Origin of the sequence: Shewanella sp., assembly GCF_041630135.1 — a bacterium.
Taxonomy (GTDB): domain Bacteria; phylum Pseudomonadota; class Gammaproteobacteria; order Enterobacterales; family Shewanellaceae; genus Shewanella.
Map to the genome: position 1 here is coordinate 19,163 of NZ_JBFKLW010000014.1, position 26,892 is coordinate 46,054.

The window sequence follows — 26,892 nt, forward strand, 5'->3', positions numbered from 1 at the left end:
TTATACAGTTGCCATGCAATAAAAAAGGCGCCGGACGGCGCCTTTTTTTAAGGGATGAGACAGGTTATTTTTTGTTTCCCATCAGAGCCTTGAGATCGGCAAACGGATTATAGGTCGCCGCCTCTTGTTTGCTCTCCTGGGTGCTGCCATAGCGAATAAGCTCTTCGAAACGAGAATGCTCATTGTCGTGGCAATACAGGCACAGAAGTTCCCAGTTGGAACCATCAGAGGGGTTGTTGTCGTGGTTGTGGTCACGGTGGTGCACCGTCAGCTCAGACAGGTTTTTATGGGTAAATTCCCTGGCACAGCGGCCACACACCCAGGGGTAGAGCTTTAGTGCCCGCTCCCGGTAACCACCTTCACGTTTTTCGCGGTATTCGCGCTCTGCGGCCAATACCTTATCGAGTTTACTCTGGGTCATATCAGGTCCAAAACGGCCAGTTCACGGCCAATCACGCACACACTTGAGATAATGGCCGCAGCATACCGCGCAGCGGCCCCAGGCGCAATCAGCTGCCTTCACTCACCGATTCACTGACCGACAAATGCAGGTAGTGCAGGTATTTTTCGTACTGGGTCACAGCATCGGCCTGCAGCTGTTCGACTGTGTAGCCAAGCACATCATAGTGCTGGCCACCGTGCTCGAGAAATACTTCCACCCGGTGAAACACTTCTTCGCCATCGTCGCCTGCCTCTCCCTCTTCGGCGCCGGGCATGGCCACCTTACTGTATTGCCGCAGCCTTAAGCCATACACGAAGTCCGGATGCTCATCGCTGGCAATCACCAGCCGAACCCTGTCTTCAAGCTCCACCACCCTGGCATTGACGCCCTCGGCCACCAGGGCTTCGGCCACCTGCCCCAGCGCTTCTTTGGCTGGGCCGCGCAAAAAGGCATTGGCATCATGGGCCGAGGGCTGCGCCACCAGCACTTTCAAGCGCTCGCGCCAGTCCACGTTGGCTTTGGCGTATTGCACGCTGGTGTGGTGCAGCTGCACGCTGGAGAGCTTCAGCCAGTCGTCCTGCAGCGCTTTAAACAGCCCCAGACAAATCAGCAGCATCACCAACAAAAACGGCATGGCACTGGCAATGGCGGCCGTTTGCAGCGCCTGCAGACCACCGGCAAGCAGCAGCACGGAAGCGACCACGCCCTGCATCAGCGCCCAAAAAATTCGCTGCCACACAGGCGCCGACATATCGCCGCCGGAGGTGAGATTATCAATCACCAGGCTACCCGAATCAGACGAAGTAACAAAGAAGGTCACCACCAGACACAGAGCCACAGCCGAGACCAGGGAGCTCAGCGGCAATTGCTGGAAAAACACAAACAGTGCCACAGACACATCACTTGAAACCGCATCAGCAAGCACTGTATTGCCCTGGTGCATAATCTGGTCGATGGCCGAGTTGCCAAACACCGTCATCCACAAAAAGGTAAAGCCGCTTGGAACAAACAGCACCCCCAGCAGAAATTCACGGATGGTGCGGCCACGGGAGACCCGCGCAATAAAGGTGCCCACAAAAGGCGACCAGGAAATCCACCAGCCCCAGTACAGCAAGGTCCAGCCGCCCAGCCAATCGTTTTTCTGCTGATAGGCATATAGGTTAAATGTTTTGCCAACAATATCAGAGAAGTAAGCGCCGGTGTTTTGCACAAAGGCCTGCAGCAGCGCCACAGTCGGCCCCACCAGCAGCACCACAAGCATCAGCACCACTGCCAGCAGCAGATTAAGTTCACTAAGCCGTTTAACCCCTTTATCGAGCCCGGAAAACACTGAGACAGTGGCAATCAGGGTAATAACAACGATAAGACCCACCTGCAACTGGGTGTCAATGGGCACACTGTCACCGAAGAGGAAGTTAAGCCCGGCATTTACCTGCAGCACGCCGAATCCCAGTGAGGTGGCCACGCCAAACATAGTGCCAAGCACCGCAAAGGCATCCACCGCATGGCCGATGGGGCCGTAAATACGCTCACCAATCAAGGGGTAAAGCGCACTTCGTGGCAGCAGCGGTAACTTATGGCGATAGGCAAAATAGGCAAGGCTCAGCGCCACCACCGCGTAGATGGCCCAGGCATGAATGCCCCAATGAAAGAAGGTGATTTTCATCGCTTCTTTGGCGGCTTCAATAGACTCGGGCGTGGCGTCCGGTGGTGCAAGCAGATGCATTACGGGCTCGGCCACCCCGAAAAACATCAGTCCAATTCCCATACCCGCCGAAAACAGCATGGCAATCCAGCTTTTATAGCTGTAATCGGGCTCAGCGTGATCGGGGCCAAGCTTGATATCCCCAAAGCGACTTACCATCACAAAAACGATAAAAACCAGGAAGATGGCTACGCCCATTACATAGAGCCAACCTGCTTTTAGTTCGAGCCAGTGCTGCACGGCACCAAACCATTGCTGGGCCTGCTGCGGCCAGATGGCACCCAGAGCCACCAATAGTGTGATAAGAGAAAGAGAGCCGAAAAATACCGGCCGATTGATACTGTATTTGAGTGCCATTGTGACTCCCTCGCTCCGTATGCAATCCAGTCCCTGACGCCCTGAATAAAATAGTTAAAACATCGGGACAGACCAACACAGATAACTACAAAAACCAGCAAGAGTAACACAAACGCCCTAGCGAAGACCGGAGATACCACTCATTAAAGTAAATGCAGCACAAAAAACATGCTCTACGCTCTGTTTCAGCCTCCAGTTACATTCGTCGACAGCCCCATTGACTTTCCATGGCAAAACCAGAAATATTGTCAAATAAATAAAACAACATGTTCAATATCCATCAAATGCCACAGACTTTCAGGGCCTGTGAGCAATGATAGTTCACATCGAGGCCCCTATGCCCTTCGCCAAACCACAAGAAGCGATAGACTTTCTGGAAAAGCATCCTCAAATCCAACATATCGAAGTATTTATTATCGACCCCAACGGCATTCCTCGGGGCAAACTGTTGCATCGCCAGGAAATCATGTCCATGTATCATTACGGTCGTCCCTTGCCCAGCACTATATTAGGGCTGACTGTGCAAGGGGATGATGTTGAGAACAATGGCCTTGCGTGGGAAGTAGGTGATGCCGATTGCACCGCATACCCAATTGCCGGAGGCCTGTCCCTGCAGACCTGGCGCACCAAGCCCACCGCACAGGTTCATCTTGCAATGCATCCTGAAGCAGGCATGCCAGCAGCCATGGCAGATCCCCGATTGGTACTGGCCAACGTAATAGAGAGACTTAAAGCGGATGGGCTGTATCCCGTCATGGCCGCAGAGCTGGAGTTTTTTCTGTTGGATGAGCGACCCGATGCCAATGGCAGACCCCAACCCGCCATTCACAAAGATGGCCACAGACCCAGCCACACTCAGGTTTACGGAATTTTCGAACTCGAACAGCTGCAGCCCTTTCTGGATGACCTTTACCATGCCTGTGAGGTTCAGGGGATCCCGGCCCGTACCGCCATTTCTGAATATGCGCCGGGCCAGGTAGAAATTACCCTAGAACACAGAGCCGATGCACTTCAGGCCATAGATGAAGCCGTGCGTTACAAACGATTGGTCAAGGGCGTTGCAGCCAAACACGGCTACAAGGCATGCTTTATGGCCAAACCCTTTGGCGATAAAGCTGGCAGCGGCATGCATATGCACGTCAGTCTTGCGGATGCTGACGGCAATAATCTGTTCGCAAGTGATGACCCCCAAGGCACGCCTCTGTTACCCCAAGCCATTGCCGGTATGATGGCCACACTCGAAGATGCTCAATTACTGTTTTGCCCCAATGCCAATTCCTTCCGGCGTTTTCAAAGTTCCAGCTATGCGCCCATTGCCAAAACATGGGGGGTCAACAATCGCACCGTTTCCTTCCGGGTACCGGGAGGGCCGGCGTCAAGCCGCCATATTGAGCACCGCATCTGTGGTGCCGATGCCAATCCTTACCTCGCAGCCGCAGCTATTCTGGCCGCCTGCCATCATGGTATTGAGCAAAATCTTTCCCCTGGGACGGCCATTACCGGAAACGGTTATGAGGGCGACCATCCGACACTGCCTACTGACTGGCTGTCAGCGCTTGGCAACTTCGAACGTTCAGATTGGATAAAGCAGGTGCTGGGTAGCGACTTTCACCGTATTTATACCAAACTTAAACGTGCCGAATATCATCAATTCATGGCTGAAGTCGGGGCGCAGGACTGGCACTGGTACCTGACCCACGCCTGATATGACGGTAATAATCAGAAATTAAAAAAGCGCCCGAGGGCGCTTTTTTAATTTCTGGAATGTTCAGTCCCACACCAATTCACTGAAGTGCTTGCGACACATAGACTCGTAGCTCTCATTGCCGCCGATAGCCACCTGAGCGCCATCACGCACAGGATTTCCGGCACCATCGCGGCGTACCACCATATTGGCCTTTCGACCGCAAAAACAGATGGTTTTGAGTTCAACCAACTTATCGGCCCAAGCCAGTAAATATTGACTGCCAACAAAGAGCTCGCCGCGAAAATCGCTGCGAAGGCCATAACAGAGCACGGGAATATCCAACTTATCCACCACATCAGTAAGCTGACGCACCTGAGTCTTGGATAAAAACTGACTCTCATCCACCAGCACACAATGCAGTTGTTGCTGGCTGTGATGGGTGGCAATTAAATCCATCAGGTTATCTTCACTGCCAAACACGGTTGCGTCGGCCTGAATACCGATACGTGAAGCAACTTTACCCACACCATATCTGTCATCGATGGCAGCCGTCAGCACCAGGGTATTCATACCCCGTTCGCGGTAGTTATAAGAAGACTGAAGCAAGGAAGTGGATTTACCGGCATTCATTGCCGAATAATAAAAATAGAGCTGAGCCAATGGATAATTCCCCTGAGTTTAGTCCACAGCCATCTTATCAAAGCAGCCCTCTGCTTGATACCCATCATCAGGGCGAAATCCGATTCGGCGGGATAACTGCGCAACCTGACTCACTGAGCAGCAAAATCAATAATCATGGCTGACACAAAAAACCATCCTGAAAGCTATATCGCTTCGGCACCTGCTGCAGAATCGCAGCTATAGAACAGCCACAAAAAAGCCGCTCGAACGAGCGGCTTTTATTACTGACGCATTAAAATTCAGCCTTTACCAGCCTTTAATCTCAGACCAATAACCGCCAGCACAAACAGTGCTGAAGTGGTACCAAATCCAGCCCACACTGACTCGGTAAAGCCCATCACGGTATAACCAGCCAAACTGATTACCGCCACAATCAGCGCATAGGGCAATTGAGTCACCACATGGTCGATGTGATGGCAACTGGCACCCGTGGACGACAAAATCGTAGTATCGGATATCGGTGAGCAATGGTCACCAAACACAGCGCCGGCAAGCACAGCCGCCAACATCGGCAGCATCATTGACGTGTGGCTGCCCATGGCCATATCGGCGGCAATCGGCAGCATGATGCCGAAAGTGCCCCAACTGGTACCTGTGGCAAACGCCGTCAGTCCGGCGAGAATAAACATCACCGCCGGCAGCAGCGCAAAGGGAATATTGCCGCTGGCAAGACTCGCCATGAACTTACCGGTTTCCAGCTCGCCGATAATGCCAGCGATTGTCCAGGCAAACAGCAGAATATAGATGGCAGGCACCATGGAGCGGGCGCCTTGGGTGAGTGCGGTGATAATCAGTTTCCACTCAACCTTCTGCATGATAGCCTGCACCAGGGTTATCCCGAGCCCCACCAGCGCGCCGAAGAACAGCGAACCACCCACATCGGTCTTCTCAAAGGCACCAATCAGTGAAAACGGCAGATTATCATCGGCAAGAGAAGCTGCGCCGCTTTGGATCATAAAGAACAGGGTAGCAAACACCAGCGTACCGATGGGAACAAACAACCCGGCAATTCTGCCACTGTCTGCTTCCGGCAGATCAGCACTGGCCCCGGGCGGCGTGCCCTTCGCTTCATCGTACAAGTTGCCGCGCATGGCGTTTTGCTCATGGGTTTTCATCGGCCCCACATCCAGCCCCATATAGGCCACGCACAGCAATAACAGCAGCGCGAATATGGCGTAAAAATTCATGGGGATCATCTGGATAAATACTGATAAATGCCCCGCATCACTCATGCCATGAGTGGCAAGAATGCCGCCGGTCAGCGCAATGATGTAGGCGCCCCAACTGGAGACCGGTGAAATCACACAAACTGGGGCGGCGGTAGAGTCCAGCAGATACGCCAGCTTGGCCCGGGAAATATAGTAACGGTCGGTTAAGGGACGGGAAATCGAGCCCACTACCAAACTGTTGAAGTAGTCGTCGATAAACACGACACAGCCCAAAAACATAGTCAGCAACTTGGCGTCACGCTTGCAGCGGATGCGTTGTCTGGCCCAATCGGCAAAGGCCCGGGCGGCGCCGGAGACGGTAATGAGGGCAGTGATCATCCCCAGCAATACCAAAAAGCCGAGAATATAAAGGTTCCAGCTATTGAGCGCGCCATCGCTCCACACCAGATTGGAGACCCGTTGAGCCAGAAACTCAGCGCTGGCGAGGGGGGCAAAATCATTCAGCAGCAATGCGCCCACCAAAATACCCAGACCAAGGGACAGGAGTACCTTACGGGTCAACACCGCCAGCACAATAGCCACAACCGGCGGCAGCAGGGACAATGCCGAGTCGGCATAACTTATCAATGTCATTGAAATATCTTCGCTTTAAACGAATGGAGGGCGACTGAACTGGTGGGAAACGGCAAAGATACCCAAAAACACCTGTCCTATCAGTAGCGCTCCATAGTAATTACTACCTCTGTCATCCCGACAGAAAATACTATGGCAGTGCCGTTTCTTTCGATAACGACCCCAGCGGAAGGCGGTGATACACACATCCACTTCGGCGCCAATGCCCTTTCACAGCCCGTCAACGGCATCACCCTGTTGACTGTTACTGATGCTTGGCGCACCTCTACTCAGGACGCCTGTGTGCAGGCGTGCGGCACATAAAAACACAAGCGGCCCAGGGGAAGCTACCCCCAGGCCGCATATCGTGACCAAAGTCACAAATTAAAGCAAGTCTATCAGCTTGGGCACGGCCTCAAACAAATCCGCTTCCAGCGCGTAATCCGCAACCTGGAAGATAGGTGCTTCCGGATCTTTGTTAATGGCAACAATCACCTTGGAGTCTTTCATGCCCGCCAGATGCTGGATGGCACCGGAAATACCCACGGCAATGTACAGCTGCGGCGCGACAATCTTTCCGGTTTGACCTACCTGCAGATCGTTGGGTACGAAGCCTGCATCCACTGCAGCGCGGGAAGCACCGACGGCGGCACCGAGTTTATCGGCCAGTTTTTCCAGCAGGGCGAAGTTCTCACCACTGCCCATACCGCGACCACCGGAGACGATAATGCCGGCATTACCCAGCTCTGGGCGTTCAGAGACTGTGAGTTCCTGAGATACAAAGGCGGTTTTGGCGGTAAAGACTTTATCCAGCGCTTCTACCGGAGCGCTGCCACCGTTACCGGCTGCATCGAAGGCACTGGGGCGCACTGTCATCACTTTCTTGTCATCCAGGCTCTCTACAGTCGCCATGGCATTGCCGGCATAGACTGGACGAACAAAGGTGTTGGCATTAACCACAGCCACCACTTCGGAGAGCTGAGCTACATCAAGCAAAGCGGCCACACGCGGCAGAGTATCTTTACCCATGGAGCTGGCAGCAGCCAAAATGTGGCTGTAATCACCGGCCAAATCCAGCATCAGCGCACCAAGGTTTTCACCCAGATGAGCGGCATAGGCGGCGTTATCAGCCACAAGCACCTTGGTCACGCCTTCAATAGCGGCAGCAGCTTCAGCCACTGCACCACAATTGTGACCTGCAACCAGCAGGTGAATATCACCACCGATGGCCTTGGCGGCACTCACAACCTTGGCGGTATCCAGTTTCAGGCTGGCGTTATCATGTTCTGCAAGGACGAGAATGCTCATATCAGATCACCTTTGCTTCGTTTTTCAGTTTTTCCACCAGCTCTTCCACAGAAGAAACCTTGATACCAGCCTGACGGGTTGCAGGCGCAGCTACATTGAGCAGCTTCTGGTGCTGCTTTAGGGTAACACCCAGATCGGCAGGGCTCAGGGTATCGAGCGGCTTGCGCTTGGCCTTCATGATATCGGGCAACTTGGCGTAACGAGGTTCATTAAGGCGCAGATCAGAAGTCACAATCGCTGGCAGCGGCAATTTCAGAGTTTGCAGGCCGCCGTCCACTTCACGGGTGACCAGCAGCTCACCGCCTTCAACCACCACCTTGGAGGCAAAGGTTGCCTGGGGCGCATCCATCAGCGCCGCCAGCATTTGACCGGTTTGATTGTTGTCACCGTCGATGGACTGCTTACCCAGCAATACCAGCTGAGCCTGCTCTTTGTCCTGTACGGCTTTCAAAATCTTGGCAATAGAAATGGCGGGCAGGTTATCGTCAGCCTCAATATGAATACCGCGATCAGCACCCAGCGCCATGGCGGTACGCATCTGCTCCTGCACAGCCTTGCTGCCCACACTCACCACCACGATTTCGCTGGCGTGGCCCGCTTCTTTGAGTCTTACCGCTTCTTCGACAGCAATCTCACAAAAAGGGTTAATCGCCATCTTGAGGTTTGCCGTGTCTACATCTGTATTATCGGCCTTCACCCTCACTTTCACGTTGGCATCCACCACGCGCTTTACAGGCACCAGTATCTTCATAGGGTTTCCTTCCTGCACCTTCTTTGTTGGAAAGTGATGCCAGCCCCTGTAGAGGGAGCATCACACAATAGCGCAACTTTAAGTGCTGTTAACGTAAACGTCAACCTGTCTCAAACGGGCGTTTGTGAGATTGTGCTTCCAACCACTGGCCAGATTTATGAACAGTTCGGTACTGAATTTATCTGAACCTGATTAAAGACCACCGCAAACATGCTGACATTGCCCGTCAAATCACCTATCAGTGGTCTGAGTAGATCTCTTAATATTCCATGCCATGGCTCACCTGAAGCAGGCGCTGAAATACGGTCGTTCTGATTCGCGGCAAGCAGCACAGCATGACATTGTTAAAACCTCGCCACAGAAAAAATTACGACCTTCCCCTAACCCCTCTAGTAAAGCTTTTATTATCCAAGATTAACTAACTATAGTCTTCTGTGGTTTATACCCGTTTTATAAACTCACACAGCTAATGAGTCAGTCAGCAACCGATATTGACCCAAACCCACGCAAAGTAAAAATTATGCTACGACATTAATTCAGCTATATTGCTACCAGACATTAACAACTTATCCTTGCATTCTCAGGAAATGACTACCGCTTTTTAACCATTTCCCTCAGTGATACCGAGTAATCAGCCTTTATTTTGATAAATATCACTCAGTATTGTGCTTTTTATTTGCAGACTGAATTAATTATTTCTATTATTCACTTCGATGTTCTTTTCACTTTTTATGGAATCAAATAAACCATGAGCGATTTTCTCGAAATTTTGACCCACGGTCGTCGTCTGAAAGCTGCCGTTAAAGATTTGTCAGTAGATGAACTGCGTGATCTGGCTGCCAAACTGGAAAAAATCATTGTAGAGCGCGAAGCGGAGGCAGAAGAAGAGCTGAAAGCCAATGCTGAGCGTATCGCCAAGATTGAAGAAATTCGCAAACAAATGGCTGAAGTCGGTCTGTCTGTTGAAGATCTGGGTAATGTTGCCGCTAAGCCAGCTGGTAAGAAGCGCGCCCCACGTCCTGCTAAATACAAGATTGTTGTAGATGGTCAGGAAATCACCTGGACTGGCCAAGGCCGTATGCCTACTGTGTTCAAGAACGCCACAGAAAAAGGCGCTTCCATGGACGACTTCCTGATTTAATCCGATTCCGAATTCATAAGGCCGATGTAATATCGGCCTTTTTTATTTAAGAAAAAAACCTTTTTACACTTCAGGACTGCCATTCAAACACTTATTCCGCTACTCTTTTAGCTACTTTTGCCTATAAACAAGAAGACTCGGGTACAATGATAAATAACAATAACTTACTCTTGTTGTTCACTCTGGGGCTTGCCGGTCTTGTACCGAGTGTAGCGGCCAAAACCTTACTGACATCTGAGCCACTGCCCCTCATTGCCATTGAAGGTGCCAGATTGCATCTGTCACCGGGAAACACCCTTGAAAAGGGCGTTATCTTGCTCGAGGGCAATAAAATTAAATCAGTTTTGAATGCTGAGCAGATCCCAAGCGGCGCCACCGTTATCAACATGCAGGGTATGGATATTTATCCCGGCTTTATTGACCCTTTCAGTGAATATGGCATTGCGTTTGAGTACCCTAAAACTGAGAAAACTGCACCAGTATATGAAATTGCCAGGATAGGTGGAAACGCCGCCAACGGCGCCATACACTCTGAAAAAGATTGGGTATACCAGTTTTCGAGTAACAAAGAAGCTGCACAACAATGGATCCAAAACGGTTTCACCAGTGTACAGTCAGCAAAGTTTGATGGCATATTCCGTGGCCGGGGCGTCCATGTTTCCCTGGCCGATAAAATAGCCAACGAATTGATTTATCGCGCCCATGCCAATCACTTCCTTTCATTTGATAAAGGCAGCTCTGTACAGGATTATCCCAACTCATTAATGGGAGCGATAGCACTTATTCGACAGACACTGCTGGACGCAAATTGGTACAGCAACAACAAGTTAATTGCCAAGGGCAACGCCATTGAGTTTAATGCTGCCCTCGAGGCATTGAGCAATACAACACACTCCTACGTGTTTGATACCCAGGATTTGAATAATCAACTGCGGGCAGCACGGCTGCTACAGGAGTTTAAACTCAAAGGTGCCTTACTGGGTAACGGGCGGGAATATTCCCGTATCGATGAAATTAAGCAAACAGGAGCCGAGCTCATTTTACCGCTGAATTTCCCGGCAGCCCCGGATGTCAGCGACCCGGATTTACACCATCATCTTAAGCTGGCCGAGTTGCGCCATTGGGAGCGAGCTCAAGCTAACCCGGGGATGTTAACTCAGGCTGGCATTCGCTTTGCGTTAACTTTGCATGGTATCGAAGATAAGAAAGATTTCTGGCCGCGACTTCAAAAAGCAGTTAAGTCAGGCCTCAGTGAGAAAGACGCGCTTGCTGCACTGACTACAGATGCGGCCGCCATTGCCGGCGTGGCTGATTTGGCAGGGAAAATCGAGGCTGGTTTTATAGCAGACCTGGCCGTATACCAAGGCAATCCTTTCAAGGATGGCAAATTGGTTAGCGTCTTTCTTCAGGGACAGGAAAAAGTCATCATTCCCGCCGAAATCAGAGCCATTATGGGTCATTACCAGTTGACCGTCGCAGACAGCCAGCTGCCATTGGATATTACCTATCAAGAAGGCATAAAACTGACACTTGATGGAAAGCCGCTTGAAGTACAGGGTGGTGTTGATGCGCTGCTCACTCGTATTACCTTACCCGCCGGGGACAAAAAGGTAAGGCTTAAGCTGGATATGAGCCGTCTCAGTGGCCGAGCCCTGGCAGATGATGGCAGCGAACTCACGCTCGCCATATCAAAGGCAGCCCCTGTCACAATCGCCTCAAACGCCACAAATAACGCTGAAACCATTGCCTATGTTGGTGCCCTGACCTCTCCCAATGTAGCCTTTGGCCGCAATTCCTTACCCATCAATGACAAAGTCATCATTCAGGGAGCGACTGTCTGGACTTCTGAAGATGACGGCGTTTTGCCCAATACTGATGTCATCATCAGTAAAGGAAAGATCCTGCAAATAGGTCAGCAATTAATGACACCGCCGGGTTATACCCAAATAGATGGCCGTGGCAAACACCTTACCGCCGGTATTGTGGACGAGCACTCTCACATAGCACTTAACGGCGGAACCAACGAGGACACTGATGCTGTCACCTCTGAGGTTCGCATAGGCGACATACTTAACCCTGAAGATGTCTCCCTTTATCGCTCCCTCGCAGGCGGTGTAACCACGGCACAGCTGCTTCACGGCAGTGCCAATCCCATTGGAGGCCAAAGTCAGTTAATTAAACTTCGCTGGGGAGAAAGTGCTGAGGGCCTTAAATATCAGGATGCCCCCCGCAGTATCAAGTTCGCTTTGGGTGAAAATGTTAAGCAGGCCAATTGGGGCGATAAATTCACCATTCGCTTCCCCCAAAGCCGCATGGGAGTTGAAGCCGTTATGGCCGACGCCTTTGATGCCGCCCGCGACTACCGTCAAGCCTTCGAGCAGTACAGCAAACTGAGCATTAACGAACAACGCCAGCAACCACAACCCCGCCCGGATTTACGGCTTGAAGCCATTGCTGAAGTGCTGGAAAGTCAGCGCGATGTGCACATTCATTCCTATGTGCAATCCGAGATACTGATGTTCATGCGCCTCGCCGAAGCCTACGGCTTCAAGGTTAAAGCCTTTACCCACGTACTTGAAGGCTACAAGGTTGCTAAAGAGCTGGCAGCCCATGGCGCCGGTGCCTCCACCTTTTCCGATTGGTGGGCATACAAATTTGAGGTGTACGACGCCATAGTGCAAAACGCCTGTCTCATGCAAAAGGCCGGCGTTCTTACCAGCCTTAACTCAGACAGTTTTGAGATGCAGCGCCGCCTCAATCAGGAAGCCGCCAAATCGATGATGTACTGTGATATGAGTGCCGAAGATGCCTGGAAGATGATCACCATCAACCCCGCCAAACAGTTGGGTATTGATAAAGACACAGGCTCTGTGAAAGAAGGAAAAGCCGCAGATTTGGTGCTGTGGGACTCCAATCCACTGTCTGTTTACGCCCGTACTGAGATGGTATGGGTGGATGGCAAACGTTTCTACTCAAAAGAAGAAGACAGCGCCATCAGGCAAACTCAGGCCGAAGAAAAACGGGCATTGGTACAGAAAATCCTGACACTGGATGACAGTGAGAAAGCAGGCGAAACACCAACTGAAGTTGTTGAGCCGGAATGGCATTGCGACACCCATTATATTTTTGCAGGCCAAAATCACAGCAACCAGCATCAACACGGAGCCCACTAATGAGACATTTTTTTCTGCCCCTGGCTCTGCTCGCAGCCACAGTAAATGCTCACGACATGGTGCCTGCAGGGCAGCAAGCTGAAGCAATCCTCTTTACCCATGCCACAGTACATACGGTCAGCGACGGCGTTAAAGAAAACACCAATGTGCTGATTGAAAAGGGGCGCATCAAAGCCATAGGCGAACAACTTCAAGCAGAGCATGCCCGCGTTATCGATGCCACTGGCAAGCACTTATATCCGGGCATTATTGCCCTCGATACTCAGGTTGGCATGGTGGAAATATCCATGGTGCGTCCCACGGTTGATATCTCCGATGTGGGGCTTAACAATGCCGAACTCAGAGCTCAGTCTGCGTTTAATCCCGACTCAGAAATTATCCCTACCTTAAGACGCAACGGCATTACCCACGCACAAATCGTCCCTCAGGGCGAACTGCTGGCCGGACAAAGTGCACTGGTGAACCTCGACAGCTGGACCGTGGAGGATGCACTGGTGCAAACACCAATGAGCTTACATCTTTACTGGCCAGAACTTGGTAGTTTGCCAAGCAAACCGGACGATAAAGCCAAGGCGCTGGAACAGCACCAAAAAGCACTGGATGACATCGCCAATCTTTTCGCCAAAGCCCATGATTTTGTCGGACAAAAAGCCGCTAATCCCAGCCTCAGCCATCGCCGCTTTGAAGCCATGCAGCCACTGTTTTCCGGCCAGGCCAGGCTCTTCGTGCACCTGAACAACAGCCGCGCTATCGGTGAGGCGTTACCGTTAGTGCGCAAATACCAGCTAAAAGCAGTTATAGTCGGTGGCTATGACGCCTGGCGTCACGCGGATGCCATTAAAGAAGCGGGCGTTGCCGTGGTGTACCCGTCGGTGCTCAGCCTGCCACAACACCAGGATGACAATATCGACGAAGCCTTTGTGGTGCCAAGCAGACTCGCCAAGGCCGGTATTGAATTTGCCATTGCCTACAGTGGGGACTGGGATGCCCGCAACCTGCCTTTCGCCGCAGGCTATGCTGCAGCCAATGGGCTTGGCAAAGAAGCAGCGCTCAAAGCCATCACTCTGGATGCCGCCAAAATTGCCGGAGTCAATGATATGGGAGCCATCAAAGAGGGTTTTCGTGCCAATCTGGTGCTGGCAAGCGGTGATATCCTGGACCCCGTCAGCGCCCGTATTCAGCAGGTATTTATTGACGGCCGCGAGATTGATTTGAAAACCCGCGCCGATCAGCTTTATCAAAAGTACCTGAAGCGATAGAATTTTGCTGATTAGTCCGGAGTCAAAGCAGGGCAGCGCGTCCCCTTGACTCCGGACAATGCAGAATTGCATAACCCATGCCCCGCGTACTTGACGGGGCACGTGACGGGGCGCAGGAGCGCCCACCAAACGCCTACAGGACTCATCATGACCCTAAGTAATCTGACCACCACCGCCAGCCTTGTGACCTTGCTGGCTCTGGCTGGTTGTTCTTCTGACTACCATTTTTCCAGCAACCTTGACCGAGAGGCCATAAACGATTACTTCAAGGCGGGTGATGTGGCACTGGTCGAAGCCAACCAAAAACCTTCCGGACACTTCGAAATTTTGGGACTGATTGAAGGCGAAGCCTGCCAGGTGAACCCACAGGATGTGCCCGTTACCTTGGCTGATGCCCGCACCGACGCCCGCCGCAAAGCGGCCGACAAAGGTGCCAACGGTCTTATCATCAGAACCTGTACCCTGATCACCGAACCTGGTGGTGGTTGCCACAGCCGCAGTTTGTGTATCGGTCAGGCCATTCGTCAGGCCAGTGCCGACTAAGCTATGAAGGTGTTCGAAAACCTAATTCAGGCAGTGGCTACCTGCCACACGCCCTATCGGCAAAAATTCGGTATTCCACGTCAGCCGGGGCTGGTGAACGCCCACGGTTTTGTCGAGCTGCTGCCACCCTTCAACGATCCCGATACAGTACGCGGACTGGAGCAATACTCCCACCTGTGGCTGCTGTTTTGCTTCCACGAAAACCTGGCTCAGGGGTGGAAAAACACCGTGCGGCCACCGCGCCTCGGGGGTAATGAAAAACTCGGTGTGTTTGCCACCCGCTCCACCTTTCGCCCCAATGGCATAGGTCAGTCAGTGGTCCGCCTGCACGGCGTAGTGAAGCGTAAAGGCAAGTTATGCCTTGAAATCAGCGGCATGGATTTACTTGATGGCACGCCCATCATAGATATAAAGCCCTATATTCCCTTTTCAGACGCCATTCTGGATGCCAAAGGCGGCATGGCGCAGGAAGCCCCGATGCTGATTGAGGTCAGCTACAGCGAGCTTGCCTGGACGCAAATCGCCACCCTCGGCCAGAGCGATGCCCGCCCTGATTTGGCGGCGCTGATAGAGGGCGTACTGGCGCAGGATCCGCGCCCGGCCTACAAGAAGGCTAAAGAAGACCCCAAGCTGTATCAGGTTGCCCTGTATGACCTGGATATTTTCTGGTGCATACAGGAAGGCAAAGCCCACGTGCTGGAACTCAAGCCCACCAAGGTTGGCCAGCCAGCTTCTGAACAAAACGTATCCGAACAAAACGCCTCTGGACAAGGCTGCTCAGGACGAAGCAATGACGCCTGACGATTACCGCGAGCAGCATAAAAAGCGGCTGTCCTGGATGCCCTGGCTGTATTTCTCATTGAAAGACAAGCATAAAGCCTGGGCCGAACCTTGGCAGCAGGAAGTGCAGTCACGGCTGATGCAGCTCGAAACTGTCACCCTGGGCCAGCATTGCTTTATCGCCCCCGAAGCGCAGCTTTTTGCCGAGCCCGGCCGCGATATCCGCATGGGAGACCAATGTATGATAGCGGCAGGGGTGTTTCTCCACGGTCCGGTTGATATGGGCAATGAGGTGGCGATAAATCATGGTGCTTCCCTTGACGGTGGCCGCTCAGGGATCAAAATTGGCAGCAGAACCCGCATCGCAAACAACGTGACCATTTACGCCTTTAACCATGGCATGAGCCCGGATGAAGCCATCTACCGGCAAAAAGTCAGTTCCAAAGGCATTGTCATCGGTGAAGATGTATGGATTGGTGCCCAGGCGGGCATAGTCGATGGGGTGACCATAGGCAACCAGGCTGTAATAGGTATGGGCGCGGTTGTCACCAAGGATGTGCCCTCCTTCGCCATTGTTGCCGGCAACCCCGCCCGCATCATAGGCGACAGGCGTACAAAAGGTTAAACACAGGGACGATGCAGTGAACAAGGACGCTCAGATATCCACCTTAACCAAACTCAGGCCGCTGCCGGCCATGAAAAAGCGGCTGTGGCAAAGCTTTCTGTGCATTGCCCTGCTTGGCATTGCCACCGGGATTATGGCCCTTGGGGCCATCAATCAGCAGGCGCAGGAGTTCAGCCTCAATCAACAGCAGCAGCTGCAATGTCAGCAACTTTCACGCGACAGCCTGCTGCAACAGTTGGGATTGGAGAATCTGGCCCGCGATTGGAGCAGCCTGGCGCCAAACAGCCGAAAAAAACTGATTGTTGAAATGCAACAGCGCCAGACAGCACTGCTTGGCAACCTTTCAGATGAACAGGTTGCGCAGCGAGACATGGCCATACTGGTGAAGCAAGGGCTGGATAGCCTGCAACCCGAGAAAGACCGGATGCCGATGCTTAAAGGGCTTGCCGAATTGAGCCGCGATTTCGCTATCCGCATAAGCTCACTGCATGTGGCACATAGCCAGAAAATACTCGCTGAGGTCGAAAAACGCCGCTGGCAACTCAATATGACGGTGATGTTCCTGTCGCTGTTTTTTATCCTGCTGACCCAATACCTTGCCTGGTCTTTGCTTGGCCGCCATTTTATCCGCCCTCTGCTGGATGTAAGCCGCCAGCTGCAGGCAATGTCCAGCCATGGCAGCGAACCTGCACCGCCTATCCCCCAGGTAAACCAGGAGCTTAAGGATATGTCGGAGAACCTGTGCCATATCCAGCGCCAGTTAAGCGGCCAGAAACGTAACCCCGACGTGGACGCCACCACAGGGCTTGCGTCCCGCAGCGCCCTGAATCAGCATCTGCAGCAAGAGTGGCTCCGTAGCCTGCGCCGTGAAGAGCCGGTGTCCCTGCTGCTGTTAAGCCCCGATCCCATATCTTTGCAAAACGGCCATGAGCTGGCCGAATTGCCCGAAACAAGCCTGCAGCAATTGGTGGCCATTGCCACCCAGCACACTTCACGGGTTCAGGATTTTCTGGCCCGTTTCGAAGGCAACAAACTGGCGATAGTACTGTCCTGTACCGACCTTGAACAGGCCATAAAGCTGGCCCATCAACTATGCCACAGAGTCAATCAAGCCCGCATTGCCACGCCGCTGCTGGCCAGCCAACCCTGGCTCACTGTGTCTGTTGGGGTAGCCAATCAGATACCCAGGCGCGCTCACAGCTGGGACAGTCTGCCGCTGGAAGCCGAGGAAGCCCTGCTGCAGGCCCGGGCCCAGGGCGGCAATCAGGCCACCGTGGCCCCTTGCCTTTTGCCCGACGCAACCTGGCTTAAGGCCGCCGGTAATAGCTAGGGGCTGTTGACGTTTCACGGTTATTTTTGCAGCAATTTGACTGGTGTTTATGCAAGGCGAAGTCCGTGCAGTGTAGTGACTCTACATAAACGGACGCTAACGCAGCAGAAACATAAGCCAAATGCTGCCCGACGGGTTCGTCTGGCAAGCCCTTTCTCTTTGTCGCTCGTCATTTGAGTAGCATAACTACACATCATTCCTCGCTTCGCGAGCACGGGCTTGCCAGAGCGAACAAAAATTAATCTCGCAACGTCAACAGCCCCTGGCCCCAAACACGCATCAGCGCAGGTTTTTTGCTGCATAGCGTGCGTGACATCATGGATGCAGGTGATACAATGGCGCCCACTGTTTTTAACTATGGACACCGGGAATGCGAGTCAGCAAATACCTGCTATCGACACAGAAAGAAACCCCAGCCAATGCCGAGGTAATCAGTCATCAACTCATGCTGCGTGCGGGTATGATCCGCCGCAACGCGTCAGGCCTTTACAGCTACCTGCCCACAGGTTTGCGGGTACTGCGCAAAGTGGAAGCCATTGTTCGTGAAGAAATGAACAAAGCCGGTGCTATTGAGATCCTGATGCCCATGGTGCAGCCGGGTGATTTGTGGGTTGAAACAGGTCGCTGGGATCAGTTTGGTCCTGAGCTGCTGCGCTTTACCGACCGTCACGAACGTGACTTTGTTCTCGGCCCGACCCACGAAGAAGTGATCACCGACCTTATCCGTAAGGAAGTGAGTTCTTACAAGCAGTTGCCGCTGAACTTGTACCAGATCCAGACCAAGTTCCGTGACGAAGTGCGCCCCCGTTTCGGCGTGATGCGTTCCCGTGAGTTCCTGATGAAGGACGCCTACTCTTTCCATTTGGATCAAGAGACGCTGGATGAAACCTATCAGGCCATGTACACCGCCTACAGCAACATTTTCAGCCGCATGGGTCTGGCATTCCGTCCTGTGCTGGCCGACACCGGCTCCATCGGCGGCAGCGTGTCCCACGAGTTCCACGTACTGGCCCAAAGTGGCGAAGACCTGATTGCCTACTCTACCGGCAGCGACTACGCCGCCAACATCGAGAAGGCTGAGTCGCCGCTGCCAACCGAGCCGCGCGGCCAAGCCACCGAAGCACTGCGCACCGTGGACACCCCCAACGCCAAAACCATCGCCGAGTTGGTTGAACAGTTTGGCGTGGCCATCAATAAGACCATCAAGACTTTGATTGTTAAAGGCGCTACCGAAGAAGCGCCTCTGGTTGCCCTGCTGATACGTGGCGACCACGAACTGAACGAAATCAAGGCCGACAAGCTGGAGCTGGTTGCCTCACCGCTGGAGTTTGCCGGTGAAGCCGAAATCCGCGCCGCCGTGGGTGCCGGTACCGGCTCTATCGGTCCGGTAAACCTCAGGATGCCTGTCATTGCCGACCACAGCGTGCTGGTGATGAGCGACTTTGCCGCCGGTGCCAACGAAGATGGCAAGCACCTGTTCGGTATCAACTGGGAGCGCGATCTGCCGCTGGTTCAGGGTGCCGACATCCGCAACGTGGTGGAAGGCGAAGCCACCCCAGATGGCAAAGGCACCTATGCCTTCGCCCGCGGTATCGAAGTGGGTCATATCTTCCAGCTGGGTAACAAGTACTCAGAAGCCATGAACGCCACCGTACTGGATGAAAACGGCAAATCACAAATCATGCTGATGGGCTGTTATGGTGTGGGCGTAAGCCGTATCGTGGCTGCCGCCATCGAGCAGAACCATGACGATCGCGGCATCACCTGGCCTGAGGCCATTGCCCCGTTCACCGTGGGTATTCTGCCAATGAACATGCACAAGTCTCACCGGGTGACCGAAGTTGCCGAAAAGCTCTACAGCGAGCTAAACGAAGCCGGTTTCGAAGTGCTGTTTGATGACCGTAAAGAGCGTCCTGGTGTGATGTTCGCCGACATGGAGCTGATGGGCGTACCCCATGCAGTGGTGATTGGCGATCGCAACATTGATGCAGGCGTGTTCGAGTACAAAAACCGCCGCACCGGCGAAAAGAGCGAAGTACCTTTCGAGCAAATCGTTGAGTTCCTCAAGTCACAATTCAGCCGTCCTTAATCTGCAACCCGCGAATTAACATAAAAAAGACACCCTCTGGGTGTCTTTTTTTATGAAAAGCCATTGCCAAGACCTTGGATGCAACGCTTTAATTAAGTCAGGATTAAGTTAACTATCAAGAAATTGGAGCGAGTATTGCCTTCATCCACTGCGCTGGTACTGGGTGGCGGTGGTGCCCGGGCCGCTTATCAGGTCGGGGTACTCAAAGCCATTGTACAATTCTATCCGCGAAACCATGGCATACCATTTCGGATTGTCTGTGGCACCTCAGCGGGCGCAATTAACGGCACATCCATCGCTACCCACGCCTCTTGTTTTCATTTGGGCGTGCGTAAACTCGAATGGGTGTGGCGTCATTTTGAAACCTCCAAGGTTTACACCAGCTCACTCGGTGGTGTGATAAAACACCTGGGAGGTATGGCACTCAAAGGTATGCAGCACGACAAGGTCAGCACTGATGCCGGCAGCCTGTTGGACAATGAACCCCTGCGCAAACTGCTGAATGAACTTATAGACTTTGGCCGTATCGACCGCAACATTAAGTCCGGCTCTCTTACCGCACTGTCGGTGGATACTTCGTGTTACAACAACTCACGCTCCGTGACTTTCTTTCAGGCAGCACGGGACATTGACAACTGGCAAAGAGCCAGACGCAGCGGCGAACGCACCCGGCTTAATACCGAACATCTGCTCGCCAGCTCGGCCATTCCCATGGTCTTTCCGTCCATTAAACTGAAACAGCACTACTATGGCGACGGCTCTGTTCACCAATTAGCACCACTGGCAAGCCCGATCCATTTGGGCGCTGAGCGTATTTTGGTAATTAATTTGGACAGCCCCCACAAGCAGGATACACGGGAGATGGAACATCACCCGAAAACAGCCACTATCGCAGGCCATCTGCTCGATACTATCTTTTCGGACACCCTCAACAGCGATCTTGAACGCCTCGAGCGAATTAACAACACCTTAAAGCTGATCCCCCAGGACAGCCGGGATCGTTTAAACCTTAAGCCCATTACGACGCTGGTGATTAAGCCCTCTGAAGATTTATCCGAGTTGGCGGCCCGTTACTACCGTGAAATGCCCTTTGCGATAAGAACCCTCTTGGGCCTCATAGGGATAAGTGAGGAATCGGATTCAAGTATCGTGTCTTATCTGTTATTTGAAAAAGCCTATACCTGTGCACTGATTGAACTTGGCTATCATGATGCCATGAGTCGCATCGATGAAATCAAAGCCTTTTTCCACCTCGACTGACCGCTACAACTTAAAGGAGGTGCGAACAAGTCCTCGCACAGTTCTGACTGTGATAGCGACGACAGTTCAAGGCATTCAACTGAAGGCATGGCTGGGCGCCCCCGCCGTCATGGTGAAATTGAATAACGCCGAAATGTTGTTTCTATAAAAGCCGACCGGGGCGTGGCTTATACCGCTCTGTACCGGGTTACCTGCACTTGAAATCAAAGAGGATGACTAAGGCCATTTGCTGCGAGCTGTGCCTTGCATTTACCCACTGTATGCTCTCGCAGAGCAAGCACGGAACTTATTCGCACTTTCCTTAGCCCTGCAGCAACAAAGCCTCGGCTTTTTCCACCCGCCGGGGCTTGCCGAATAAAATGAGCACATCACCTGCACGCAACTGCCATTCATCGCTTGGATGGTCGAACTCCTCCCCTCCTCTGCGAATGGCTCTAAGTTCAACACGCAGCTTGTCCCAGGGGATCTCCTGCAGCGTTTTACCAACCGAGCTCGCCCCCCGAGGCAGCGCCACGGCGTGCAGCAAATCTATAGTAAAGTCGGTGTCCGTACCGGAAAAAAAACCGTGCAGGTAATGGTAATGGTTACGCCGTTCGAGCTCCAATCGCTTTAATATGCGTGCCAGAGGTACGCCGCACTGATACAACACCTGACTCACCAACATCAGACTGCCTTCAAGAGTTTCGGGAATAACCTGGCTGGCACCAGCCTGCTCCAGCAGCTTTAACTCTGTGTCATCACGGGTTCGTACCAGAATTTTTGCATCAGGTGCCAACGTTCGGCAAAGATGTATTACTTCATCTACTGCGCGACTTTCACAGAAAGTGAGCACTATCATCTTGGCCTGACTGATACCGGCCTGCTTTAAGATACTGCGTTTACAGGCATCACCGAAATACACAGGCTCCCCTGCCCGCTTGGCTTCCTGTACCCGGGTTGGATCGAGATCCAGCGCAAGATAGGGTACAGCCTCGGCCCGCAGAAAACGGGCAATGGTTTGCCCCACGCGGCCATAGCCAAGAATAAGCACCAGTTCGCTGCCTTCATCGAGCCTGGGCACACTGGCATCTCGATGCGCATTAGGTTTAAGCCCCTGAAACATTTTGCTGATATTCACCGCATGGCGAACCAGCGCGGGGGCCAACGCCATAGACAGCACAGCAACCATCACCAGGGAAGTACTCACTTCCAGCTCAAGAAGCTGATAGTTCACCGCCAGCGCCAGTACTACAAAGGAAAACTCGCCCACCTGCGCCAGAGTTAATGCCGTGACCGACGAGACACGAAACGGCTCTCCGGCGAGTTTAAGCAGCCCATGGATCACCAGCGCCTTGCCAATCACCACGGCTATCAAACCCAGCAAAATTTGCCACCAGTAAGCAATTACCAACTGAAAATCCAGCAACATACCGATAGAGATGAAAAACAGCCCCATCAGCAAATCCCGGAATGGCCTGATATCAGCTTCCAACTGCCTGCGATACTGGCTTTCCCCCAACAACATGCCTGCCATAAAGGCACCCAAAGCCATCGACAGCCCAAGCCACTGGGTCAGCGCGCCAGTAAGTAATGCAACCACCAAGGCCGAAAGCACAAAGAGCTCGTTTGAGCGGGAGCGGGCAACTTCGTCGAATACCTTGGGCAGTGCCCACTTGCCAAAAGCCATCAATGCCATAAAAGCCACTATGCCCTTTAACAGCGCCAATAATATGCTGTTGAGAGCCATGGTACCGTCTTCGCTTCCGAGCAATGGCAGCAAAATAAGCAAGGGGACAACAGCCAAATCCTGAAACAAGAGCACACTTACCGAAAGCTCACCATGCCTCCGACGCAAAGCTCCCTTTTCATTCAATAGCTTAAGAACAATCGCAGTGGAAGACAGTGCGATGGCTGAACCTATCACCAAAGCCTCGACAGGCGACTGCCCCAACACCATGGCGATTAACATGGCTATCAGGGTTGTCACCAATACCTGAGCACTGCCTAGACCAAATACTGTGCGGCGCATTGCCCACAGTTTAGGAACTGAGAACTCCAGCCCCAGGGTGAACATCAGCAGCACCACACCCAACTCCGCCACGGATTGCATCTGACGCTGGCTGAACCAATCAAAACCGCCGGGGCCGGCAACAACGCCGGTGAGTAAGTACGCCAAAATGGCAGGCAATCCCAAACGGCGCAGCAAGGCTATCGCACCGATGGCAATAAGCAGCATCAATAAAACCTTAAGGAGAATGCCGTGTTCCATGAAAAATCCCTGTCAATTTTCCGGCGTGAGAAAAACAAGAATGGTCACTTCAAAGATTAACTGAATGACTAATAAAGACAAATTTATTTAATGTTTTTATAGGCACGCATTTTGCTTATTAATAACTGTCTTGAGTCCAAAACCGCTGGAGTAAACACTATGGACTTTGGTTATGCACCGCAGTTATACCCTGAAGAGTATCGCTACACCCCCGACAGTGGCGCGACATCGGCTTTACCGACGCCGGATCAGGGCATGCTGGTCGCCATCATCCAACAGCTGCATTCGAGTTTAGATCCACGGACGGTCTTTGCCTGTTTCGGCAATACACTTGGCCAATATCTGCCGCTTTCCGGTATTCAGGGGCAATTTGCTGAACTCAGTTTCAGCTGGGGACGTCGCAGCGGCGTCAGTCTGCGCAGACATCTGAATACTGAAGCGTTTCCGGGCTCAACCCTGGACTATCGCCTGCTGGAGCCACTGACACCGGCACAAATTCGCACACTGCAGACGCTGGAGTCCATGCTCATTCAGCCGCTGCTCAATGCCATCAGCTATCACAAGATGTCAGAGCAGGCGATGTTTGACTCGCTCACCGGCCTCGGCAATCGCCACTTTTATGGTCAGGCTATTAAAAATGCTGTTGCCCGAGCGAATCGGCACCACGATAAATTGGCATTGGTAGTGCTTGATCTGGATAATTTTAAGCAGCTTAACGACAATTATGGCCACCAGTTTGGCGATGTGGTGCTGCGTCAGTTCGGTGCCCTGATAAAAAGTGCGATTAGAAACACCGATCAGGCGTTTCGTATAGGCGGCGATGAGTTTGTTATCATTGTGCGCGGTGAACTGGACTCGGCAGCCATTTTGTGTGAACGAATCCTCACCAAGCTCAATAAAGGCAACTTCTTCAGCCGCAACCGGATCCACACCAGTCTGGGAGCTGCCGAAATCCTTGCCGGAGAGAATCAGGACAACCTGTACGAGCGCGCTGACAAGGCGCTGTATCAGGCCAAGGCGGCTGGCCGTAATTGCTACCGCTTAAGCCTGCCCTCCCCCACTCAAAGTTAATCAAAACCCGCCACATACCCATGGATGGGACTCACTGCGCGGCTTAAAAGCCGCGCAGTTGAATACGGCGCAAAAACTCCGTCATAACACGGTCGTACAGTAAGTCACCCAAATACTTATCTTCAACACCATGATCCACGCTGGGGTTATCGTTCACTTCAATCACAAAGGCTTTTCCGTTAACTTCTTTCAAATCGACACCATAAAAGCCACTGCCAATGAGATTTGAGGCTTTAACCGCCGCATCCAGTACGTGGGAAGGCACCGATTTCATGTCAAGCGCATCAAATCCGCCGCTACTGACCTTGCCACTCTTGTGGTGTTGGTATATTTGCCAGTGTCCACGACTCATGTAGTAACGACACGCATAAACAGCTTGTCTGTTGAGTACACCGATACGCCAGTCAAAGTCGGTAGGCAGATATTCCTGCGCCAGAATAAGGCTGCTGTGTAAAAAGATACGCTCAGCTTCAACATCCAGTTGCGTTCTGTCTTTAACCTTCACCACACCGAGGGAAAAAGCACCGTCCGGCACCTTAAGCACCGCGGGCAAGCCGATCTCTGCAATTAATTTGTCCTGCCAGCTTTCATCCGACGCCTTAAAAATCATGCTTTTTGGCGCTGGAACCTTGTTCCTGCTCAGCAGTTCAGATAGAAACACCTTGTTGGTACATTTCATAATAGACTCGGGGTCGTCCATTACGATAAGCCCCTGCTGCTCCGCACTCTTGGCAAATCGATAGGTAAAATTGCTTATATTGGTGGTGGAGCGGATAAAAAGCCCGTCGAACTCTCCCAGCCGGGTCAACTCATGGGGGCCTATGACCTCAAGTTCCATCCCCAAACGGTTGGCTGCCTTAATAAATCGATTTATTGCGCCTTTGTTGGACGGTGGCATCTTTTCCCGCTCATCCACCAGCATGGCTATCTCATAGCGGAACTTGCGCGAACGCCGGGGTTTACGCCAGACCTTTTGTGAAAACACTTCCAGCGCATTGGCAAACAAGTCCTGCTCGGCATCAGAAAGCGCCTGAAACGGAAAAGGATGGATAGTATCAACCTGCCACTTCCCCTGGATTTTCGACAATTTGACATCGAGCACAGGTACAGTGAAACGCTCAAAGATTTTGCGCCCGATCCGTTCAAGAGCGGGGTTCTGGCAATTACCGAAAAACAACTTGAAGCTGAGCTCTGTTTCATCAGCATTCAGCTTTTCCAGCCCCCCCTGAGGCAGACTGAAAAAACGATCCTGTGACAAGTCGTTAATGGTCATAACACTGGGTAAAACCCGATGGCCTCGGGCCTCCGCCAACAGTGAGCAATAGTAACCATTTGAGAGATAGTCGTAATTGCGACACAGATTCAGCACCTGCACATTCTTACTGTTGCCCCAGGCTCCCATGGCAAGGTACTCATCGACTGTTACCATCTGCTCACTGGGCAGATATGGGCGCCAATCTTCTTTGTTATCAGTCACTATCAATAGCTGCGCCATAATTTAGCTTGCCTCATTTCGCTGAACTGGATTTAATGTGTCTATCCCTGACGTGGATGACCATTCCCATGAAGTATTGCCCTGCTACCCTTGCTCATATTGACGCACTTAATGCCCTCGAAAAGAGTGCTTTTGAGGGCGACAGAATTTCCCCCCGCCAAATGCGTCGATTCGTGCAATCGCCCCATGACTGCCTGATATTGGCATTGGATGGCGACGTTTTGGCTGGCTATGCTCTGGTGCTCTTTAACCGCGGAACCCACCTTGCCAGATTGTATTCACTGGCGGTAAGCCCCGATTACAGAGGCCAGGGTTTATCCCGGGAGTTAATGCGTGTAGTCGAAAAAATCGCGGTAGAAAAAGGCTATATCACATTACGCCTTGAGGTCAGAAATGACAATGAGGCAGCGCGCAGTCTTTACCAAAAGTTGGGCTATAAGGTCTTAAAATCATTGGTACATTATTACGATGATCTTGCTGATGGGGTACGAATGCACAAACGACTCGAGCCGCCGGGTCCCAGCATAACCCTGCCCATGCCACTCTATGTCCAAACCACGCCGTTTACCTGTGGTCCGGCGTGCCTGCAAATGGCCTTCGCAGCACTGCGTGAGAGTATTCCTCCCAGTCGCCTGTTGGAGCTGCAACTGTGGCGAGAGGCCACTACCATTTATATGACAAGTGGTCATGGGGGCTGCAGCGCCGAAGGTCTGGCGCTGGCGGCAATTAACCGTGGTTTTAGCGTGGAACTGTTCAGCCAGTCTCATAAAGTGCCCTTTATCGACAGTGTCAGGGATGAAAATAAAAAGGCTATTATCAGTCTGGTGTATGACGATTTCGTCAACCAGCTGATGCAAAAAGGTGTGACAGCCAATGCCAGAACGCCTTCTCTTGATGAACTGGAACAGTTTTTACGTGGCGGTGCAGCAGTGCTTCTGCTAATCAGCACCTACAGGTTCAATGGCGAGAAAGGTCCGCACTGGATTATCTTAAGTGGCTGCAATGACTCCTATTTTTTCTTTCACGACCCTTTTGTTGAACACGCCAAAGATGCTGTGGCAGCTGCCTATGTACCCGTAAGCCGGGCTGAATTGGCTAAAGTGATGGGGTTTGGAAGGAAAAAACAAACCGCTTGCGTGGTGTTGTTCCCCGATAAAGCAGATTAA

20 protein-coding genes and 1 riboswitch are annotated in these 26,892 nt (G+C 52.3%); of the genes, 12 read left to right on the forward strand and 8 right to left on the reverse strand.

Features of this window, described 5'->3' with window-relative positions; all coding sequences use genetic code 11:
* Positions 1 to 64 precede the first annotated feature (64 nt).
* Together ABYK60_RS05690 and ABYK60_RS05695 are read right to left on the reverse strand one after the other, a co-directional pair.
* Positions 65 to 421, reverse strand: a complete 357-nt coding sequence (locus tag ABYK60_RS05690) for a YajD family HNH nuclease (protein ID WP_372870966.1) — start codon at positions 419 to 421, stop codon at positions 65 to 67.
* A gap of 88 nt (positions 422 to 509) precedes the next feature.
* Positions 510 to 2,504: a BCCT family transporter gene (locus tag ABYK60_RS05695; RefSeq protein WP_372870968.1), complete on the reverse strand. Its 1,995-nt coding sequence runs from the start codon at positions 2,502 to 2,504 to the stop codon at positions 510 to 512.
* Positions 2,505 to 2,817: 313 nt separating this feature from the next.
* Between ABYK60_RS05695 and ABYK60_RS05700 the strand changes: the two genes are divergently transcribed.
* Positions 2,818 to 4,209 (forward strand): glutamine synthetase family protein, encoded by a 1,392-nt coding sequence (locus ABYK60_RS05700; RefSeq protein WP_372870969.1) that lies wholly within the window; start codon positions 2,818 to 2,820, stop codon positions 4,207 to 4,209.
* A gap of 63 nt (positions 4,210 to 4,272) precedes the next feature.
* Here ABYK60_RS05700 and ABYK60_RS05705 read toward each other — a convergent pair whose 3' ends face one another.
* The 4 genes from ABYK60_RS05705 to ABYK60_RS05720 form a co-directional block, all read right to left on the reverse strand.
* Positions 4,273 to 4,851, reverse strand: a complete 579-nt coding sequence (locus ABYK60_RS05705; RefSeq protein ID WP_372870970.1) for a thymidine kinase — start codon at positions 4,849 to 4,851, stop codon at positions 4,273 to 4,275.
* A 260-nt stretch (positions 4,852 to 5,111) separates the two neighbouring features.
* A complete protein-coding gene (locus ABYK60_RS05710) occupies positions 5,112 to 6,674 on the reverse strand; it encodes a Na+/H+ antiporter NhaC family protein (protein ID WP_372870971.1) in 1,563 nt (520 codons plus the stop codon).
* 76 nt (positions 6,675 to 6,750) lie between these two features.
* Positions 6,751 to 6,950, reverse strand: a riboswitch (Lysine riboswitch).
* An 87-nt stretch (positions 6,951 to 7,037) separates the two neighbouring features.
* Complete coding sequence (locus ABYK60_RS05715) at positions 7,038 to 7,961, reverse strand: electron transfer flavoprotein subunit alpha/FixB family protein (RefSeq protein ID WP_372870972.1); 924 nt, start codon at positions 7,959 to 7,961, stop codon at positions 7,038 to 7,040.
* 1 nt (position 7,962) lies between these two features.
* On the reverse strand, positions 7,963 to 8,712 hold the full coding sequence (locus ABYK60_RS05720; protein ID WP_372870973.1) for an electron transfer flavoprotein subunit beta/FixA family protein: 750 nt from the start codon (positions 8,710 to 8,712) through the stop codon (positions 7,963 to 7,965).
* A gap of 748 nt (positions 8,713 to 9,460) precedes the next feature.
* Here ABYK60_RS05720 and ABYK60_RS05725 point away from each other — a divergent pair.
* The 9 genes from ABYK60_RS05725 to ABYK60_RS05765 all read left to right on the forward strand — a co-directional run bounded on the left by ABYK60_RS05725 (position 9,461) and on the right by ABYK60_RS05765 (position 20,912).
* Positions 9,461 to 9,853, forward strand: coding sequence for an H-NS family nucleoid-associated regulatory protein (locus ABYK60_RS05725; RefSeq protein WP_372870974.1), 393 nt, complete (start codon positions 9,461 to 9,463; stop codon positions 9,851 to 9,853).
* A gap of 146 nt (positions 9,854 to 9,999) precedes the next feature.
* A complete protein-coding gene (locus tag ABYK60_RS05730) occupies positions 10,000 to 13,026 on the forward strand; it encodes an amidohydrolase family protein (protein ID WP_372870975.1) in 3,027 nt (1,008 codons plus the stop codon).
* Complete coding sequence (locus ABYK60_RS05735) at positions 13,026 to 14,285, forward strand: amidohydrolase (RefSeq protein WP_372870976.1); 1,260 nt, start codon at positions 13,026 to 13,028, stop codon at positions 14,283 to 14,285. Before ABYK60_RS05730 ends, ABYK60_RS05735 begins: the two co-directional genes overlap by 1 nt.
* Positions 14,286 to 14,432: 147 nt before the next feature.
* Positions 14,433 to 14,828: an Rcs stress response system protein RcsF gene (gene rcsF / locus ABYK60_RS05740; protein WP_372870977.1), complete on the forward strand. Its 396-nt coding sequence runs from the start codon at positions 14,433 to 14,435 to the stop codon at positions 14,826 to 14,828.
* 3 nt (positions 14,829 to 14,831) lie between these two features.
* Positions 14,832 to 15,629 carry a tRNA (N6-threonylcarbamoyladenosine(37)-N6)-methyltransferase TrmO gene (tsaA, locus tag ABYK60_RS05745; RefSeq protein WP_372870978.1) on the forward strand — a complete coding sequence of 266 codons (798 nt, stop codon included), beginning with the start codon at positions 14,832 to 14,834 and terminating at the stop codon, positions 15,627 to 15,629.
* The gene (locus ABYK60_RS05750) at positions 15,619 to 16,233 is read left to right on the forward strand and encodes a DapH/DapD/GlmU-related protein (RefSeq protein ID WP_372870979.1); all 615 of its coding nucleotides are present in this window, start codon (positions 15,619 to 15,621) and stop codon (positions 16,231 to 16,233) included. The genes tsaA and ABYK60_RS05750 overlap by 11 nt, the downstream gene beginning before the upstream one ends.
* Before the next feature lie 16 nt (positions 16,234 to 16,249).
* A complete protein-coding gene (locus tag ABYK60_RS05755) occupies positions 16,250 to 17,563 on the forward strand; it encodes a GGDEF domain-containing protein (protein ID WP_372870980.1) in 1,314 nt (437 codons plus the stop codon).
* Positions 17,564 to 17,933: 370 nt separating this feature from the next.
* Entirely contained in the window at positions 17,934 to 19,652 is a 1,719-nt protein-coding gene (locus ABYK60_RS05760) for a proline--tRNA ligase (protein WP_372870981.1), read from the forward strand.
* Positions 19,653 to 19,787: 135 nt separating this feature from the next.
* A complete protein-coding gene (locus tag ABYK60_RS05765) occupies positions 19,788 to 20,912 on the forward strand; it encodes a patatin-like phospholipase family protein (protein ID WP_372870982.1) in 1,125 nt (374 codons plus the stop codon).
* A 301-nt stretch (positions 20,913 to 21,213) separates the two neighbouring features.
* Here ABYK60_RS05765 and ABYK60_RS05770 read toward each other — a convergent pair whose 3' ends face one another.
* Positions 21,214 to 23,160: a monovalent cation:proton antiporter-2 (CPA2) family protein gene (locus ABYK60_RS05770; RefSeq protein ID WP_372870983.1), complete on the reverse strand. Its 1,947-nt coding sequence runs from the start codon at positions 23,158 to 23,160 to the stop codon at positions 21,214 to 21,216.
* Positions 23,161 to 23,319: 159 nt separating this feature from the next.
* On the opposite strand from ABYK60_RS05770, the gene ABYK60_RS05775 reads away from it, so the two are divergent.
* A complete protein-coding gene (locus ABYK60_RS05775; protein ID WP_372870985.1) occupies positions 23,320 to 24,231 on the forward strand; it encodes a GGDEF domain-containing protein in 912 nt (303 codons plus the stop codon).
* Positions 24,232 to 24,274: 43 nt separating this feature from the next.
* Here ABYK60_RS05775 and ABYK60_RS05780 read toward each other — a convergent pair whose 3' ends face one another.
* The gene (locus tag ABYK60_RS05780) at positions 24,275 to 25,726 is read right to left on the reverse strand and encodes a RimK family protein (protein ID WP_372870986.1); all 1,452 of its coding nucleotides are present in this window, start codon (positions 25,724 to 25,726) and stop codon (positions 24,275 to 24,277) included.
* A 68-nt stretch (positions 25,727 to 25,794) separates the two neighbouring features.
* On the opposite strand from ABYK60_RS05780, the gene ABYK60_RS05785 reads away from it, so the two are divergent.
* Entirely contained in the window at positions 25,795 to 26,892 is a 1,098-nt protein-coding gene (locus ABYK60_RS05785; protein WP_372870988.1) for a GNAT family N-acetyltransferase/peptidase C39 family protein, read from the forward strand.

Coding starts and splice junctions, on each gene's coding strand:
- ABYK60_RS05720 (WP_372870973.1), bottom strand. CDS start 8,712: ATGAAGATACTGGTGCCTGTAAAGCGCGTGGTGGATGCCAACGTGAAA.
- ABYK60_RS05710 (WP_372870971.1), bottom strand. CDS start 6,674: ATGACATTGATAAGTTATGCCGACTCGGCATTGTCCCTGCTGCCGCCG.
- ABYK60_RS05770 (WP_372870983.1), bottom strand. CDS start 23,160: ATGGAACACGGCATTCTCCTTAAGGTTTTATTGATGCTGCTTATTGCC.
- ABYK60_RS05715 (WP_372870972.1), bottom strand. CDS start 7,961: ATGAGCATTCTCGTCCTTGCAGAACATGATAACGCCAGCCTGAAACTG.
- ABYK60_RS05690 (WP_372870966.1), bottom strand. CDS start 421: ATGACCCAGAGTAAACTCGATAAGGTATTGGCCGCAGAGCGCGAATAC.
- ABYK60_RS05700 (WP_372870969.1), top strand. CDS start 2,818: ATGATAGTTCACATCGAGGCCCCTATGCCCTTCGCCAAACCACAAGAA.
- ABYK60_RS05735 (WP_372870976.1), top strand. CDS start 13,026: ATGAGACATTTTTTTCTGCCCCTGGCTCTGCTCGCAGCCACAGTAAAT.
- ABYK60_RS05785 (WP_372870988.1), top strand. CDS start 25,795: ATGAAGTATTGCCCTGCTACCCTTGCTCATATTGACGCACTTAATGCC.
- ABYK60_RS05725 (WP_372870974.1), top strand. CDS start 9,461: ATGAGCGATTTTCTCGAAATTTTGACCCACGGTCGTCGTCTGAAAGCT.
- ABYK60_RS05695 (WP_372870968.1), bottom strand. CDS start 2,504: ATGGCACTCAAATACAGTATCAATCGGCCGGTATTTTTCGGCTCTCTT.
- tsaA (WP_372870978.1), top strand. CDS start 14,832: ATGAAGGTGTTCGAAAACCTAATTCAGGCAGTGGCTACCTGCCACACG.
- rcsF (WP_372870977.1), top strand. CDS start 14,433: ATGACCCTAAGTAATCTGACCACCACCGCCAGCCTTGTGACCTTGCTG.
- ABYK60_RS05750 (WP_372870979.1), top strand. CDS start 15,619: ATGACGCCTGACGATTACCGCGAGCAGCATAAAAAGCGGCTGTCCTGG.
- ABYK60_RS05730 (WP_372870975.1), top strand. CDS start 10,000: ATGATAAATAACAATAACTTACTCTTGTTGTTCACTCTGGGGCTTGCC.
- ABYK60_RS05775 (WP_372870985.1), top strand. CDS start 23,320: ATGGACTTTGGTTATGCACCGCAGTTATACCCTGAAGAGTATCGCTAC.
- ABYK60_RS05780 (WP_372870986.1), bottom strand. CDS start 25,726: ATGGCGCAGCTATTGATAGTGACTGATAACAAAGAAGATTGGCGCCCA.
- ABYK60_RS05760 (WP_372870981.1), top strand. CDS start 17,934: ATGCGAGTCAGCAAATACCTGCTATCGACACAGAAAGAAACCCCAGCC.